This is a genomic window from Vibrio ouci (assembly GCF_004551525.1).
Lineage (GTDB): Bacteria > Pseudomonadota > Gammaproteobacteria > Enterobacterales > Vibrionaceae > Vibrio > Vibrio ouci.
Map to the genome: position 1 here is coordinate 75,060 of NZ_SATR01000005.1, position 16,489 is coordinate 91,548.

General features: G+C 46.8%; 13 protein-coding genes. 5 read left to right on the top strand and 8 right to left on the bottom strand.

The window, feature by feature from the left end; translation table 11 throughout:
* Positions 1-143: 143 nt before the first annotated feature.
* From gabT to ELS82_RS05320, 8 genes are all read right to left on the bottom strand, one after another.
* Complete coding sequence (gene gabT, locus ELS82_RS05285) at positions 144-1,421, bottom strand: 4-aminobutyrate--2-oxoglutarate transaminase (RefSeq protein WP_134834534.1); 1,278 nt, start codon at positions 1,419-1,421, stop codon at positions 144-146.
* Between the two features lie 15 nt (positions 1,422-1,436).
* Positions 1,437-2,864 carry an NAD-dependent succinate-semialdehyde dehydrogenase gene (locus tag ELS82_RS05290; RefSeq protein ID WP_134834535.1) on the bottom strand — a complete coding sequence of 476 codons (1,428 nt, stop codon included), beginning with the start codon at positions 2,862-2,864 and terminating at the stop codon, positions 1,437-1,439.
* A 63-nt stretch (positions 2,865-2,927) separates the two neighbouring features.
* On the bottom strand, positions 2,928-4,010 hold the full coding sequence (gene aguA, locus ELS82_RS05295) for an agmatine deiminase (RefSeq protein ID WP_134834536.1): 1,083 nt from the start codon (positions 4,008-4,010) through the stop codon (positions 2,928-2,930).
* An 11-nt stretch (positions 4,011-4,021) separates the two neighbouring features.
* Complete coding sequence (aguB, locus tag ELS82_RS05300; RefSeq protein WP_006879060.1) at positions 4,022-4,888, bottom strand: N-carbamoylputrescine amidase; 867 nt, start codon at positions 4,886-4,888, stop codon at positions 4,022-4,024.
* A 23-nt stretch (positions 4,889-4,911) separates the two neighbouring features.
* Positions 4,912-6,189 (bottom strand): NAD(P)/FAD-dependent oxidoreductase, encoded by a 1,278-nt coding sequence (locus ELS82_RS05305; protein WP_134834537.1) that lies wholly within the window; start codon positions 6,187-6,189, stop codon positions 4,912-4,914.
* Positions 6,190-6,220: 31 nt separating this feature from the next.
* The gene (locus ELS82_RS05310; RefSeq protein WP_134834538.1) at positions 6,221-7,705 is read right to left on the bottom strand and encodes an aldehyde dehydrogenase; all 1,485 of its coding nucleotides are present in this window, start codon (positions 7,703-7,705) and stop codon (positions 6,221-6,223) included.
* A gap of 37 nt (positions 7,706-7,742) precedes the next feature.
* The gene (gene puuR, locus ELS82_RS05315) at positions 7,743-8,300 is read right to left on the bottom strand and encodes an HTH-type transcriptional regulator PuuR (RefSeq protein WP_134834539.1); all 558 of its coding nucleotides are present in this window, start codon (positions 8,298-8,300) and stop codon (positions 7,743-7,745) included.
* Positions 8,301-8,316: 16 nt separating this feature from the next.
* A complete protein-coding gene (locus tag ELS82_RS05320; protein WP_134834540.1) occupies positions 8,317-9,063 on the bottom strand; it encodes a gamma-glutamyl-gamma-aminobutyrate hydrolase family protein in 747 nt (248 codons plus the stop codon).
* Between the two features lie 344 nt (positions 9,064-9,407).
* On the opposite strand from ELS82_RS05320, the gene ELS82_RS05330 reads away from it, so the two are divergent.
* The 5 genes from ELS82_RS05330 to cqsA all read left to right on the top strand — a co-directional run bounded on the left by ELS82_RS05330 (position 9,408) and on the right by cqsA (position 16,469).
* Positions 9,408-10,751 (top strand): glutamine synthetase family protein, encoded by a 1,344-nt coding sequence (locus ELS82_RS05330; RefSeq protein ID WP_134834542.1) that lies wholly within the window; start codon positions 9,408-9,410, stop codon positions 10,749-10,751.
* An 18-nt stretch (positions 10,752-10,769) separates the two neighbouring features.
* Positions 10,770-12,248 (top strand): Na+/H+ antiporter NhaC family protein, encoded by a 1,479-nt coding sequence (locus ELS82_RS05335; RefSeq protein WP_134834543.1) that lies wholly within the window; start codon positions 10,770-10,772, stop codon positions 12,246-12,248.
* A gap of 332 nt (positions 12,249-12,580) precedes the next feature.
* Positions 12,581-13,981 (top strand): H(+)/Cl(-) exchange transporter ClcA, encoded by a 1,401-nt coding sequence (gene clcA / locus ELS82_RS05340; protein ID WP_134834544.1) that lies wholly within the window; start codon positions 12,581-12,583, stop codon positions 13,979-13,981.
* Positions 13,982-14,107: 126 nt separating this feature from the next.
* The gene (locus ELS82_RS05345; RefSeq protein ID WP_134834545.1) at positions 14,108-15,064 is read left to right on the top strand and encodes a TDT family transporter; all 957 of its coding nucleotides are present in this window, start codon (positions 14,108-14,110) and stop codon (positions 15,062-15,064) included.
* Positions 15,065-15,287: 223 nt separating this feature from the next.
* Entirely contained in the window at positions 15,288-16,469 is a 1,182-nt protein-coding gene (gene cqsA / locus ELS82_RS05350) for an alpha-hydroxyketone-type quorum-sensing autoinducer synthase (protein WP_134834546.1), read from the top strand.
* The last annotated feature ends 20 nt before the right edge of the window (positions 16,470-16,489 follow it).

Sequence of the window (16,489 nt, forward strand, 5' to 3'; positions counted from 1 at the left end):
TATGCAAGGGCGAGCAAGGGATCATTGTCGCGTAATTGTGACATTAGTCCCGGGAATTTCTTAACGTTTTAGAGGCACTCAAGAGTGTCTCTAGCTTCCTGCATCACAGGAAGCTATTGCGCTTCAGCATTAGGGTGAGAGACTCACTTCTTTGTTTCCTGACGAATAATGCTTTCAAGTTTATCCAGACCTTCTTCCAGCACCTCTGGCTCGATAGTCAAAGGAGGAAGCAAACGGATAACATTCGCTTTGACGCCACATGAAAGCAGAATCAAACCGTTCTCCTGCGCTTTGCTGATAACCGCTTTGGTCATATCCTGCAAAGGCAGACCTGATTGTGGGTCAGTAAATTCGATGGCCATCATTGCACCATAAGTACGAATTTCACCAATCGCCGCAACAGATTGCTGTAGCCTGGTCATGCGAGCATTCACCACTTCACCAATGCCCTGAGCCTTGGCACATAAGTCTTGCTCTTCAATGATTTTCAGCACTTCAAGACCCGCCACACAGCCTAGCGGTGAACCCGCGTATGTCCCGCCCAGACCGCCTGGTAGCGCTGAATCCATTACGTCACTCTTACCCACTACCGCAGAGATTGGGTAACCACCAGCAATCCCTTTTGCCATCGTCATCATATCAGGTTCAATATCGAGATATTCAGTCGCAAACATCTTACCGGTACGAGCGAAACCGGTCTGGATTTCATCGGCAATCAGTATGATGCCATGCTTATCACACACCTGTCGCAGCCCCTGAGCGAACTCTTTAGGTGCCTGATAGAAACCGCCCTCACCCTGTACTGGCTCGAAAATGATCGCCGCAACGCGTGATGGCTCAATGTCACAGGCAAACAGATCTTCCAGTGCCTGAAGGCTTTGCTCAACACTAATACCGTGGAACGCATTCGGGTACGGGGCGTGGAAAATTTCATTAGGGAATGGACCAAAGCCCGCTTTGTATGGCGCGACTTTGCCCGTCAGACCCATGGTCATGTTGGTACGGCCATGGAAGCCACCTTTAAACGCAATCACGCCGCTGCGGCCTGTATGGGCACGCGCCACTTTCACTGCGTTTTCAACCGCTTCCGCACCTGTAGTCAGGAAGATCGCTTTCTTAGCTGAGTCGCCTGGCGCAAGCTCAGTCAGTTTTTCAGCCAGCTCAACAAACGAGGCGTAAGGTGTCACCATCGCACAAGTGTGGGAGAAGTTATCGATTTGAGCTTTCACCGCTTCACTGATGCGTTTGTTCGCATGGCCAGTGTTAGTTACCGCAATACCTGCAGCAAAATCGATATACTTGTTACCTTCAATGTCCCACACGTGTGCATTGTCTGCTTTCTCAACATAGAGGGGATACATTGCGCCCATTCCCTGAGCAATAACCTGACTTCTTCTTTGATGTAGTTGTTGGTTTGTCATGATTCTTTCCTTAAATTAATTGCCGCCAAAGCAGAGGTATTTCACGTCCATGTATTCATCGATACCTTGTTTCGCACCTTCACGTCCGATACCTGACTGTTTCACCCCGCCAAAAGGGGCAACCTCAGTCGAGATCAGGCCTTCATTGATGCCAACCATGCCGTATTGCAGCGCTTCAGCAATCTTAAATACGCGGTGTACATCCTGGCTGTAGAAATAAGAAGCCAGACCGTAGATAGTGTCATTGGCCATCTCAATCAGCTGCTCATCGTCATCAAACGCAATCACTGGCGCCACTGGGCCAAAGATTTCCTGAGAAACAATATTCATGTCGTGAGTGACATTCTTAAGCACCACTGGCTGGATAAATAGACCATCAAGCTGCTTTTGCTCGGTAACAGGCTGAGCACCTTGCTCAATCGCACCGTCAATCAGACTCTGAATGCCCTGTTTTGCGGATTCGCTGATCACAGGCCCAGTGGTGACGCCCTGTTCAAGACCATTACCGACTTTGAGGTTTTGAACAGCGGCGTCAAACTTAGCAACAAACTCGTCATAGACCTTGCTATGCACATAGAAACGGTTGGCACAGACACATGTCTGACCCGCGTTACGGAACTTCGACACCATAGCGCCAGCGACTGCCGCATCAATGTCAGCGTCATCAAAGACGATGAATGGCGCGTTACCGCCCAGTTCCATTGAGGTACGTTTGATATCGTGAGCACTTTGCTGCATCAAAATGCTGCCAACCTTAGTTGAACCCGTGAACGACAGCTTACGAATAAGTGGGTGCGATGTGAAAATGCCGCCAACCTGACGTGCATCTTTACCCAGAACGACCTGCAGTACATCACGGGGAATACCTGCCTGATAGGCCAGTTCTGCAACAGCAAATGCCGACAACGGTGTTGACTCTGAAGGCTTAACCACGAAGCTACAGCCTGCCGCCAGTGCAGGGCCTGCTTTACGAGTGATCATCGCAATCGGGAAGTTCCACGGCGTAATGGCACACGCGACACCGACTGGCTGCTTGATTGTCATCAGACGTTTGTCACCACTTGGCGCAGGAATGGTTTCACCATAAGTACGCTTGGCTTCTTCAGCAAACCACTCAATAAAACTCGCACCGTATACAACTTCACCTTCTGCTTCCGCTAACGGTTTACCCTGCTCCAGAGTCATAAGGCGGCCGAGGTCTTGTTTGTTCTCGATGACCAGTTGGTACCAACGCTGTAATAGCGCACCACGCGCTTTGGCCGGCATCGCAGCCCACTCTTTCTGCGCGACACTTGAACGTTCGATACCATCGAGAATCGCCTGCTCAGACGATACTGGAGCAAAACCCAGCACTTCTCCCGTTGCAGGGTTAGTCACTGCAATGCCTTGATCTTCACTTGGCACCATAAACGAAAGAAGGCTTTGATTTGTAATTTGTTGCATGGTGATTCCTTTTGAAAGCTTTACTTTGCCAGTGATTCGTTTCGAATCTGGCTTATGATTTATTTATGCTGGGATCTGTTGGGTAATACAGTGGATATTTCCACCACCTAACAGCACTTCTCTTGTCGGTATCCCGATAATTTGATGCTCTGGCATCGCACTCTGTAGCACAGAGATTGCCTCGGCATCGGTTCTATCATCAAGTAGTGGCAAAAATACATAGCCATTTACGATAAGAAAGTTTGCATAAGACGCACTTAAGCGCTCTCCAGCTGCTCTGCTCATCCCTGAGCTCACTTCAATACCCTGCGCTTCACTCTCACTGTAGTGCAATGGTCCCGGCAGAGGTAAACGAACAATTTCAATCTCACGCCCTTTGGCATCAGTCTGTGAATTGAGCACCTTTTCCACTTCACGGGATAGCTGATACTGAGGATCACTCGGATCATCAGTCCAGCTCAGGACAACTTTACCCGGAGCGATGACATGCATCAGGTTATCAACATGCCCATCAGTCTCATCGTTGAACAACCCTTTAGGAAGCCAAATCACTTTTTCAATACTGAGATACTGTTTGAGCTGCTCTTCAATCTGCTGCTTAGTCAGCAAAGGATTACGACCAGGACTCAGTAAGCACTCTTCTGTGGTATAGAGGGTGCCTTCACCATCGGTGTGAATCGAACCACCTTCTAAAACAAACGGGGCGCTGTAGTGGTCGATACCTATGATGTCACACACTGAACTGGCGACCAGATCGTCTTGCTGCCAGTTGTCGTACAGGCCGTTGTATTCGCCACCCCAGGCGTTGAACTGCCAGCTAATACCGCGGCGCTCACCACTCTCGTTGACCAATACCGTTGGGCCTATATCGCGCATCCAGGCGTCATTATATGGAATTTCTACCAGACGCACTTCTGGCTGAAGCAGGTCACGGGCGTGATCAAATTGTTTGCTGCTCACCGCAACACATACCTTGGTCACTTCAGAAATCGCATTAGCAATTCGAGCAAAGGTTAGCTGTGCCGGCAGTGCATCGTCACGCCAGTTATCACGTCTTTCGGGCCACGCTAACCACACTTGGCTAACCGGCTGAAACTCAGCCGGAAAGTAGAAGCCATCTTGTGCAGGTGTTGTAAATAACTGCATTCCAATGCCTCCTATACTGCAAGCTTGCCTACACTAGCGTATAGATCAGGTCTGCGGTCACGGAACAATCCCCATGAATGACGAGCTTTCGCGGTCTGCTCTAAATCGATCTCTGCATAGATGATTGCCTCACCTTCACGTGGCGCTTCCGCAAGCTTGCCACCAGTGTGATCAGTGATGAAAGATGAGCCGTAGAAAGTCGTCTCGATACCATCATCCACTTCAGTTCCTACTCGGTTAGAAGCGATGACAGGTACAAGGTTTGCAGCCGAGTGACCTTGCATTGTACGTTGCCAATGATCTCGTGAATCCAGAGTTGGATCCTGAGGTTCAGAGCCAATCGCCGTTGGATAAAAAATAGCTTCCGCGCCATGAAGAGCCAAACTGCGCGCAAGCTCGGGAAACCATTGATCCCAACAAATACCTGCACCAAATTTACCAAACTTGGTCTGCCAGACTTTGAATCCTGTATCACCAGGGCTGAAGTAGTACTTCTCGCTATACCCCGGGCCATCCGGGATGTGTGATTTACGGTAATTTTCTAATACCGTTCCATCCGCATCAATCATCACCAGCGAGTTGAAGAAGGTGTTGCCTGCTTTTTCAAAGTAGCTGACAGGGATAACCACACCTAGCTCTTTCGCCAGCTCGCTCATCTCTTTGATAAGGCGACAGTTAGCCGTCTCTTCTGCTAACTCAAAGTACTTTGCTTCTTGTTTTTTACAGAAGTAAGGCGCAGCAAAAAGCTCTTGAGGCAAAATGACATTTGCACCGTGCGCCGCAGCTTCACGAATCGCGGCTTTTGCTTTATTGAGATTATCTTCCAGATCCCAGCTCTTCGTTAACTGTAGAGCGGCAAACTTCACGACTTTACTCATTGGATGTTCCTTATCTTTTGTTGTTAAATCGCCAATTTATCTCTCAGGTTGTAATAGGCCGCACCCATCGCCGTAAACGGGATCTGGAAGTGACGACCACCTGGGAAGGAGTAGTGTTTAAGGGCAGCAAAAGCATCAAAACGTTCTGCATGTCCTGTTAATGCTTCTGCCAGTAACTTACCCGCCAAATGGGTACAGGTAACACCATGACCGCTGTAACCTTGCAGGTAGTAGATATTGTCAGCAAAAGAGCCGAACTGAGGCATACGCGAATAGGTCAGCAAGAAGTTGCCTGTCCATGTGTAGTCAATTTTGATTCCCTTCAGTTGAGGGAAGACCGTTTCCATCTTAGGACGGATAATCGCTTCGATATTCTCAGGGTCACGTGCGCCGTAAACCACACCACCACCAAACAGTAGGCGTTTGTCCGCACTGAGACGGAAGTAATCCAACAGGTAGTTACAGTCTTCAACACAGTAATCACTTGGCAGGATATGTTTTAGCTGCTCGTCAGACAGAGGCTGAGTTGCCACGACCTGAGTGCCACAAGGGATCGCTTTGTTACTGATGTTTGGTGCCAGGCCACCTAAGTAAGCGTTACCAGCCAGTACCAGATATTTACTCTTAACACTGCCATGCGCTGTTTTCGCAATTGGGTTAGCGCCTTTTTCAATCGCCGTTACTGCTGATTGTTCAAAGATTTGACCACCAAGAGCGGTAAATGCTGCCGCTTCACCCAAAGCCAGTTTCAGTGGATGAATGTGTCCACCACGCATATCCAGTAGGCCGCCAGAGTAGACTTTGGTACCGACCGCTTGCTCGACTTCAGACGCGTCAAGCAGCGTCAGTTGGTCATTACCGTAGCGTTCCCAGTTTTTCTTATGCTCTTCCAGCCCTTTCAACTGCTTATTGTTCAACGAAGTAAACAGACCACCTTGTTTGAAGTCGCAGTCGATATCGTATTTATCTATCAGGCCGCGAATGATATCGCCACCTTCAAAAATCATCTCACACAACGCTTTCGCTTGGGTCTGGTCGTAACGACTTTCAAGTACGTCAACATCTCGGCTGTAGCTATTGACGATTTGTCCGCCGTTACGACCAGTGGCTCCAAAACCCACTTTCGCGCTCTCAAGCACCACGACTTTGAAACCTTTCTCGGCCAGGTGAAGTGCAGAAGAGAGACCGGAGAATCCCGCACCAACGACACAGACATCACACTCGATATGGTCTTGTAGTTGTGGGTATTCCGGCATGTTTGGCACAGAATGAGCGTAGAACGAATCCGTATGCTTGTTCATAGAGATATTCCTTTATTAATCTTCAGCAGGCTTAAGGGTGGAGACGAATCCAGGTCGTCTTGGTTTCAGTGAACTTCTCGATGGCATGCAGCGATTTATCTCGTCCGTTACCACTCATTTTGAATCCACCAAACGGGACAGTCATGTCACCTTCGTTGTAGTTATTAACCCAGACCGAGCCAGCTTGTAGCTGTTTCGCCACTCGGTGAACACGGTTGATGTTGCTGCTCCATAGCGCAGCACCAAGACCATATTGAGAGTCATTGGCAATCTCGATAGCCTGTGCTTCATCTTTAAATGGAATCACACACAGCACCGGGCCAAAAATCTCTTCCTGAGCCACTTTCATTTTGTTATCGACGTTGTCTAGAATCGTTGGTTCGACGAATGCACCCTGACCTTGCACATCACCACCGCAGCGCAGTGTTGCGCCTTCAGCCTGACCAAGAAGAATGTATTCGAGCACTTTGGCTTTATGCTCCTGATCGATCAGAGCACCCATAGATGAAGAAGTATCAAGAGAGTCTTTTGGCATAAAGGCCTGCGCCGCTGAAATCACCTTATCGACAAAGCGATCTTTGATGCTTTCATGAACCAGTAAACGCGTCGCGGCAACACACACTTCGCCCTGATTGTAGAAGCACCCTGCTGCTGTCTCAGCTGCAGCGCGATCAAGGTCATCACAATCTTCAAATACGATGTTCGCGTTCTTACCACCCGCTTCAGCGAATACGCGCTTGAGGTTGGTTTCACCAGAGCGAATCATCAGTTGACCGGCAATACGCGTCGAGCCAGTAAAGGCGATACAGTCAACATCATGGTGTTTGGCAAGAGCGTCGCCCGCTTCATGACCAAAACCTGTTACGACCTGGAAAACGCCTTTTGCCAGACCTGCCTGCTCAGCAAGCTGACCTAAGTAGATCGCAGTCAGAGATGATTTTTCAGAAGGTTTAAGAATAACGCTGTTACCTGCAGCCAATGCAGGGCCTAGCTTCCAGCAGGCAAGCCACAGAGGGAAGTTCCAAGGAACGACTGCGGCAACAACACCAATCGCCTGATGAGAAATAAAGGCGTGGACGTCTTTCTCTGTTGGCGCGACTTCGCCATAAACTTTGTCAATCGCTTCAGCGTACCAACGAAGGGAGTTGGCAGCACCAGGTACGTCGGTTGAAACACTGTGGCTAATAGGTTTACCAGTATCGAGAGTTTCAAGCAGTGCCAGTGTTTCGCGATGTTGATCGATAAGGTCTGCAAACTTGTACAGCACCGCTTTACGATGAGAAGGCGCGCTGCTGCTCCACTCACCGCGTTGGAAAGCTTGTCGAGCGTATTTAACCGCAAGATCCACATCTTCACTCTGGCAACGGGCGATATCCGTTAGCTTTTCGTCCGTTGCTGGATTGATAACCGCTAAGGTTTGACCGCTCTGCGCATCGCAATACTCACCATTGATGTAAGATCGATGCTCAATGACAAGACTGTTCTTCAGTTCAATCCATTGTTCTTGGGTTTTCATACGCCCTCCTTGTATATCACAACAAGGCAAGGCCCACTTAGAATGTGGTCGGCGTATGCGCGCTTATCATTCGACAAGCCCTGTCTGTGTGATTAGTAAACTTATGTGGCTCTGTCGTATCAATAATGTACGACTCACCTTGTTTGATAAGATAAGACTGGCCTTTGTATTCAAGAGTGATTTCACCCTCTAACACCGTGCCTATCTCCTCACCTTCGTGTCTTATTTCTCCCGCGCCAGTGGTACCGTGCGGTGCATATTCTTCAATCAGGAATCCAATCACCTGATCTTTATTGCCGTTAGACACCAATTTCATCGAAACCGACTCGCTGCCCATTTCAACCAGCTCGTCCTGGGTCATAACAACTTTCACTTCATCACTTTGCGGCTTTTCAAAGGTAAAGAACTCTGAAAGCGATAAAGAGAAAACGTTAACTATCTTTTGTAACGAACTGACCGACGGGCTGACTTTGCCATTCTCAATTGAAGAAATAGCACTGTGTGTAATCCCAGCTCGCTCGGCGAGTTCGCGTTGTGACAATCCGTGTTGTTTTCGTAACTGAACAATATTTTTACCAATCTCTTGATTGTTCATTCATGCAGCTCCTGATTTATACAGAGGCAGCCATCATAAATTCTTTGAACAAAATTTGAGAGAAATGATTGGTTTTTGCTTGCCATTCTGGGTGCCACTGCACGCCAACAAAAAATTTCTGACCAGGAAGACTAAAGGCTTCCACTAGTCCATCCGGTGCTTTGGCCTCAATGTTCAGCTGTGGAGCAAGCTGGTCGACCCCTTGGTTGTGCAGTGTATTCACTTCGAACAGACTGGTGTTTTGCCACTGATTTTCAGTCAGCCACTGCTCAAACAAGCTCTCTTTTTGTACCAACACTGCATGTGCTGGTGCATACTTTTGTTCGAAATCTTCAACAGGGCTTTCTCTATGGTCATTAAATCCTGACTCATGTACTGCTGGGTTTAGCGAACCACCCAGAGCCACATTCATCTCTTGAAAACCACGGCAGATGCCCAGGCAAGGAATATCACCGTCGACCGCATGACGGATTAACGACAAAGAGAGCTCATCACGCTTTTCATCTTTCTTCGCTTCTTCATGAGTCGCGTTGTAGCGATGAGGTGCCACGTTTGAATGACTGCCAGGAAACAAGAAACCATCACACATATCGAGAATGGTCTGTATATCCTCTGCTGGCATCTCTGGAGCCAGTATCAAAGGCAGACCACCGAAATCTTTTACAGCGTGTAAATAGAAGTCATTCACTGCCTGGACCTGGTAACCACCTAACTCCTTCGCGCAGCTGACTATACCGATAATAGGTTTGCTTGTTTTAGCCATGGTGCTTCCGTGTTCAATTTATTTAACATTCACACTACAAACCATGTACAAAATTATCAACAGAAATGTTCGATATTCTGACCAAATCGTGACCAATTCCACCTTTTTGTTCAAAAAAAAGCCATTTTTTGCTCAATATATTGAGCAAAACTGCAGCAACTGTTACAAAATAGTTAACAAGACAAGCCCGCGACGAAGTTGTTATTTTTACAAAAATAAAATTAAGTCGTTGTATATAAAGAAAATAATTGTAAAGAGTTAGACCTTAGTCTAATAAATGCAACCTAGTTGTTAACTCAATTATTTTTAGCTCGCCGCTCGTCAGGCTATTTGGAGAACTAAAAATGGAATCGTATCTACAGGAAGTTAAAAATTTTAGACAGCAATGGCCCGAGATAGAGTTCGTTGACCTCATTTTCACCGACATTAATGCCACACCTCGCGGCAAACGTATCCCAGTCAGTGGGTTAGACAAACTGCAGAAAGGGGTCGCCCTACCACTTTCAACTATCTCTCTCGACACTAAGGGCAATGTTGTCGAGTCTGCGGGACTCGGGGAAGACCTGGGCGAGCCCGACAATATGTGCTTTCCAATCGCCGATACCCTAATGCCAACAGCGAACCCTCATATTGGACAACTACTGTTAAGCATGATGGATGAAACTGGTGTCAATCCGAACTCTCTTTTTATTCGCAATATCCTTTCTGGCATGGTCGAAAAACTGCACGCGAACAACACTTTCCCATGCGTAGCATTAGAACTTGAGTTTTACTTAATCGATAAGAAACGTGGCAAACAGGGTGAGTTGCAAACCGCGATTAACCCAAGCAAACAAACCCGAGAAAAGGACACTGAGGTTTACGATCTCGATGGTTTGGACGACTACGCTGACTTCCTGACCGACCTCAACCGCATCGCCCAAGAGCAAGGGTTAAACACTTCTGGAGCTTTGTCTGAGTCCGCTCCAGGCCAGTTCGAAATTAACTTCAACCATTCACAAGATGTGCTGCGAGTTTGTGACGAAATCATCATCGCCAAACGAGTGATCCGTCAGGTCGCCAATCAACATGGTTTCGATGCCACCTTTATGGCGAAACCATTCGCTGAGCAAGCTGGTAACGGCATGCACATTCACATCAGCCTTGTGGATCAGGATGGCAATAACCTATTTAGTCAGGCAGACGGTCAAGAGAGCCCACTGTTTTATCAAACCATCGCAGCCATGCTGGCACAGACATCTGATTCTATGGCTTTGATCTGCCCTAACGTCAACTCTTACCGTCGTTTCGTACCTGGTGCTTATGTCCCTACCAAAGCGGACTGGGGCGAAAACCACCGCGGCGTAGCGCTGCGCGTTCCGATCAGCGACAGCAAAAACCGTCGTGTTGAACACCGTATCGCAGGCGCTGACGTTAACCCATACATTCTTGCCGCTGTGGTGCTATCAGCAGTACTGGCCAGCGAAACTTATAACAAAGAGCAATGTCCTGCTTCTCTTAGTGATGACGCGGTTGACTTACCCGTGCGTATGTCTGAAGCTCTGGATCAGTTGGAACACAGCGAACTGGCTCAGTACATCTCAAGGGAATTTATCGATTTATTTTTAGCCTGCAAACGGAGTGAACTCGCAGAGTTTGAGCGAGCGATTACTCCTCTAGAAATCGATTGGATGTTGCACTCAGCTTAAACAAAGGACTGACACGCTATGACAACTCAAGCAAAGGTGCTGGACGCGCCGATAAAATTTAATACCCAACATATTGTGGTGACCTTATTAGTGATCGCGACTTTCGTCTTTTTCACTGCTATTGGTCTTAACCATGAACAAGGACAATCTTATGGCTGGATGAGCCTGCTACCAACCGCCTTGGTACTGTTTTTTGCCCTGACCACTCACCGCACGGTTGAAGCACTTTTTAGTGGTGCTATCGCAGGCGTGCTACTGCTGAATCCTGCCGAAGCAGTCGAGCAAATTGTTGATATCTCGATGACGGTAATGATGGATGAAACTATCGCCTGGATCATTCTGGTCTGTGGTTTGATGGGTGGCCTGATTGCTATTCTTGAGAAAGGCGGCAGTATCCTCAGCTTTTCAGATATGTTGGTGACTAAAGTGAAAAGCCGTCGCCAATCTATGCTGATGACATTTTTGCTGGGTATCGTGATCTTTATTGATGACTACCTGAACGCGATTGCAATCTCTTCATCAATGAAGAAAGTCACTGACGGATACCAGATCTCGCGTGAGAAGCTCTCTTACCTAGTTGACTCCACAGCGGCACCTATCTGTATTCTGGTACCAATTTCAACCTGGGCTATTTTCTTTAGTTCTCTGCTAGAAGCAAACAACGTTGCAGAAGCAGGCGAAGGTATCAAAGCGTACATTGAAGCAATTCCATACATGGCGTACGGCTGGGTAACGCTCGCAATCGTTCTGTTGGTAGCGATGGAGAAGATCCCAGATCTTGGCGCGATGAAGAAAGCTGAGCAGCGTGCGAAGAACGGTCAGGTCCGCCCTGACGGTGCAGCAGACATTGATTTCGGTTCTGATATCGCTGCGCACACAAGTCCAACTATGGGTCTGATTAACTTCCTGCTACCTATGATTGTTCTGGTCGCGGCAAGTTGGTACTTCGGTATCGATCTACTGGCTGGCGTATTCGTCGCGATTATCTTTACTATCTGTTTCTACGGCGTGCAAAAGCTTATCTCTATGAATGATATGTTTGAAGCGGTATACGATGGTATCAAGGTGATGTTACTGCCACTGGCAACAGTAATCGGCGGCTTTATGCTCAAGAACGTTAACGACTCGCTAGGCGTGACTCAGTATGTTATCGAGACCGTTAGCCCTTACCTGTCAGCGTCTTACTTCCCTGCGATCATCTTTATGATCACTGGTGGCCTGGTGTTTGCGACGGCATCATCATGGGGTACCTTCGCGGTAGCAATGCCGATTGTACTGCCACTCGGTGAGCAGCTGGGTGTGCCACTACACCTGACTGTTGCTGCACTGCTATCAGCCTCTGCAGCCGGTAGTCACTCATGTTTCTTCAGTGACTCAACGGTACTGTCTGCACAAGGCTCTGGCTGTACATCAATGCAACATGCGACCACTCAGTTCCCATACGCACTGATTGGTATTATCGCGACCATGATTTTCTTCTTAATCGTGGGCCTGTAAAAATTCTCGTTCTGTTTTAAAACAGTAAGTAACGATGAAAAATTACTGCCAAATTAGAAGTAAATATAAGCCCAAAACTTACCTCCACTTGGTAGCTCCTTGTGGGGGTGAGTTATAACCTGAGCATGTGCGATAACCTCCAATTTCAGATTCCCCTGATAATCATGCTAAGTACTATTACTTATCCCATAAACGAACCTCTTTAAACCTGTCCTTATCTCTCAATTTTGCAACTCAATATTGCAATCTTGTCGCTATAGTTACACCCATACAGGCGTATAATTTACCTAAGACCTATTGTTGATACTGATTATACGGGAGTTCCCCTTTCCATGACCAAAAGAGAGAAAATTAAGCAGTCCTTACTTGCCGCGGTTCCCAAGGATGCGATTAATCAATTTCTCTCTAAAGACAAAACGCCTATTTCAGTGTTGCTACTTTCTTTGTTAGTGGGTGTGCTGGCCGGTCTAGTGGGCACCTACTTTGAAATCGCGGTTCATTTCGTTTCTGAAACACGTACCGATTGGCTAAAGAATGAAATTGGTGGCGTGGTTCCTCTTTGGCTAGCGGCATTTATCATCAGTGCCACTCTCGCCTTTATTGGTTATTTCCTCGTACATAAGTTCGCTCCTGAAGCCGCAGGTTCAGGTATTCCAGAAATTGAAGGGGCGATGGATGGGATCAGACCTGTTAGATGGTGGCGCGTAATTCCTGTTAAGTTTTTCGGCGGTATGGGCGCACTTGGCTCAGGTATGGTACTTGGCCGTGAAGGCCCGACGGTACAAATGGGCGGCGCTATCGGCCGTATGGTCACTGACATTTTCAAGGTCAAAGATGATGATACTCGCCATTCGTTGTTGGCATCAGGCGCTGCTGGTGGCTTAGCTGCCGCATTCAACGCACCGCTCGCGGGGATTATGTTTGTCGTGGAAGAGATGCGACCACAATTTCGCTACTCTTTGATTTCCATTCGCGCCGTGATCATCTCTGCGGTATCAGCCAACATCGTATTTCGTTACATCAATGGACAAAATGCGGTCATCACCATGCCGCAGTACCAAGCACCAGAGCTTGAAACGCTGTGGCTATTCTTACTCCTTGGTGGGCTATTTGGTGCATTTGGTGTGCTGTTCAATAACTTGGTGACTCTGTCTCAAGATCTCTTTGTGCGTCTACATAAAAATGACTGTAAGCGCTACCTAATTACCGGAAGCTTAATCGGCGGCTGTTTTGGCATCATGCTGCTTTACCTCCCAGAAGTGACTGGTGGCGGCATTGGCTTGATCCCTACGATTACCAATGGCGGTTACAGCGCAGCGCTGCTATTACTGCTGTTCGTTGCCCGTATTGTCACCACTATGATCTGTTTTGGCTCTGGTGCGCCGGGCGGTATTTTTGCGCCAATGCTCGCTCTTGGCACTCTGTTTGGGTATGCATTTGGATTGATTGCACAAAGCCTAATGCCAGAGCTAAATATCACTCCAGGCATGTTCGCTATCGCTGGTATGGGCGCCCTTTTCGCTGCAACCGTGCGAGCACCGATTACGGGCATTTTGCTAGTCATAGAAATGACCAATAACTATTACCTTATCTTGCCTTTAATCATCACAAGTTTAGGCGCGGTAATATTTGCCCAACTCTTTGGTGGCCAGCCTATCTATAGTCAATTGCTCCATCGAACTCTTAAAAATGAGAAGTTACGACAGAAAGATCTACCAAGTGACCCTCACTGAGGTTTGCACCGCAGATACTCCACTTGATATGATCACAACGCTTTTACCGACAACGGATTATCTCGGTAAAAAATAGAGCTTTTACGTTAGCCAAACACCGCTTTACTCTAATAAGGATGTATTTCATTGAACTGGAGACGTTTCACTCAATTTCAGAGTGTTCCCCCCTCACAAGCAGCATTAGCACTCGGCTTTATTGGGCTAGGTCATGCTTGGGCGCTTTACATCCCTGAAGTCGGCGAATTGATTCGGCCCTATCTGGCTGGGATCGGGGCAATTCTGCTATTTCCAGTTTTGGTCAAATACTTAACCAACTACAACACCTTCATCAATGATATTCGCCATCCGTTAAGTGGCAGCTTAATGGCTCCAATGAGTATGGCCTTATTGATTTTATGTGACTATTTAGCCGTCATTTCACCCATTATCGCCTACCCGATTTGGTTCGCTGCCCTGCTGCTACATTTCACCATGATGATACTGTTCTTCACCTTCCAGTTAACCAATTTTAAGATGTGCAACATCGTTCCAAGTTGGTTTTTATACCCCGTCGGTATGATCAGCAGCTCGTTAGCTGGAACACAGTTTGGCCACACCGTTTTTTCAGAAACACTGGTCAACGTCTGCATAACCATCTATTTCTTTATGTTGCCTCTGGTCCTCTATCGTCTTGTTTTTGAGGGTATGTTGCCAAAGCGAGCTAAGCCAACACTGGCGATTATGGCTGCGCCTATCAACCTTACGTTAGCAACCTATCTAGTGAACTTCCCCGAACCAGACCCTATTTTGACTGGGGCATTAGCTGGGATTGCCATCACCATGACGTTACTGATTTACCTGTGTTATATCCGCTTAATGAGGCTCAAGTTCCAGCCTTCTATTGCAGCCGTTACTTTCCCTTCAGTGATCAGTGCGGTAGCCATGCATCGTTTGACTACCTTTTTCGAACAGTATCACCCGCATTGGCATTGGTTACATAAATTCGGACTGTTTGAACTCTCGGTTGCAACCGGACTAGTGGTTTGGGTCGCAGTTGGTTACGTAAAAATGTATTGGCCAGAGGTCACTCGAAAAGCTTATTAACTAGTACAAAAAACATTAACTTATTAATAGTTTAGTAATTTATTTAATTAAAATATGCTTCCAAAAGCGTAATTAGAATTGAGATATATTAAATCGAGTATATTTTTGTTTGCAGAATTGCGCAAGAAAATAACCTTTCATATTAGACTAATTTCTTAACACACATCATAAATAGCCTTGTCAGCTGGCAGCAATAATTTTACAACTTACAAGGCTAACTATTATGAATATGTTAAGTGACTACTCGTGCTTGCCGAATTTCGTCAAGCAACGAATTGATTTCTATGTTTCCGACTTAATAAATAAAAAAGATAACGGTCGAAATTTAGTTTTAGGTAAGAAGCCAGAAAGCACAGATATTATTTTACAAAGTAACGACTATCTATCTCTTTCAAATCATCCAAAAATTATCGATGCCCATGTCAGCTCTCTGCTTTCTCGAAAAGACACCGCATTTATGTCCAATGTGTTTCTTCACAGTGATGGCTTAGATAAAAACGTCGAGCAAGAATTGTCGGACTACACAGGCTTTCAATCCTGTACCATTGCTCCATCGGGATGGATTGCGAATATTGGGTTATTGCAAACTATTTGCGACTCCAGTACCAATGTTTACATTGATTTTTTCGCCCATATGTCGATGTGGGAAGGCGCCAGAATTGCCGGAGCCAACATTCATCCATTTATGCACAATAATGTTAAGCACCTTAGACGTACGATTAAACGAAATGGCCCAGGTATCGTCCTCGTCGACTCAATATACAGCACCGTCGGCACTATCGCTCCACTGGTTGAAATCATTGATGTTGCGAAGGAGTTAGGCTGTGCAATTGTGGTTGATGAATCGCACTCATTAGGTACACATGGAGAACAAGGCGCAGGTCTAGTGCACTCGCTAGGGCTCACTCATAAAGTCGATTTTTTAACCGCGAGTTTGGCTAAAACATTTGCTTATCGTGCAGGTGCGGTCTGGTGCAATAACGAGACAGGGCAAGTTGTCCCTTACGTGTCGTTTCCATCGATTTTCAGCTCCGCAATGATGGCGTGCGAACTGGATAGGATCAGTGCGACACTAGCGGTAATAAAAGAGAGTGACCATGCGCGAGCAAACTTAACCCATAACGCACAGCAAGTCGTTTCTGGATTAAAATCGATTGGCTTTGAAATTAGAAGTGAGTCGCAAATAATTGGATTAGAAACGGCAGAAAAAACAAATACAAGAAAGGTAAGAGACTTTTTTGAAGATAGAGGTGTATTTGGTTCGGTATTCTGCACACCAGCAACACCAGATAATAAAAACATTTTAAGGCTATCATTAAATAGCTCTTTAACGGATAACGATATCAACAAAATATTATCTGTCGCTCACGATGCATTTAATCATCCTGAACTACACTTCGTTTAATTAATTGTAGCACCTCTTTA

What these genes read in the sequence shown, in the direction of transcription:
- clcA (WP_134834544.1), top strand. Translation starts at nt 12,581, where the DNA reads ATGACCAAAAGAGAGAAAATTAAGCAGTCCTTACTTGCCGCGGTTCCC.
- ELS82_RS05330 (WP_134834542.1), top strand. Translation starts at nt 9,408, where the DNA reads ATGGAATCGTATCTACAGGAAGTTAAAAATTTTAGACAGCAATGGCCC.
- aguB (WP_006879060.1), bottom strand. Translation starts at nt 4,888, where the DNA reads ATGAGTAAAGTCGTGAAGTTTGCCGCTCTACAGTTAACGAAGAGCTGG.
- ELS82_RS05335 (WP_134834543.1), top strand. Translation starts at nt 10,770, where the DNA reads ATGACAACTCAAGCAAAGGTGCTGGACGCGCCGATAAAATTTAATACC.
- ELS82_RS05305 (WP_134834537.1), bottom strand. Translation starts at nt 6,189, where the DNA reads ATGAACAAGCATACGGATTCGTTCTACGCTCATTCTGTGCCAAACATG.
- gabT (WP_134834534.1), bottom strand. Translation starts at nt 1,421, where the DNA reads ATGACAAACCAACAACTACATCAAAGAAGAAGTCAGGTTATTGCTCAG.
- ELS82_RS05290 (WP_134834535.1), bottom strand. Translation starts at nt 2,864, where the DNA reads ATGCAACAAATTACAAATCAAAGCCTTCTTTCGTTTATGGTGCCAAGT.
- cqsA (WP_134834546.1), top strand. Translation starts at nt 15,288, where the DNA reads ATGAATATGTTAAGTGACTACTCGTGCTTGCCGAATTTCGTCAAGCAA.
- ELS82_RS05320 (WP_134834540.1), bottom strand. Translation starts at nt 9,063, where the DNA reads ATGGCTAAAACAAGCAAACCTATTATCGGTATAGTCAGCTGCGCGAAG.
- puuR (WP_134834539.1), bottom strand. Translation starts at nt 8,300, where the DNA reads ATGAACAATCAAGAGATTGGTAAAAATATTGTTCAGTTACGAAAACAA.
- ELS82_RS05310 (WP_134834538.1), bottom strand. Translation starts at nt 7,705, where the DNA reads ATGAAAACCCAAGAACAATGGATTGAACTGAAGAACAGTCTTGTCATT.
- aguA (WP_134834536.1), bottom strand. Translation starts at nt 4,010, where the DNA reads ATGCAGTTATTTACAACACCTGCACAAGATGGCTTCTACTTTCCGGCT.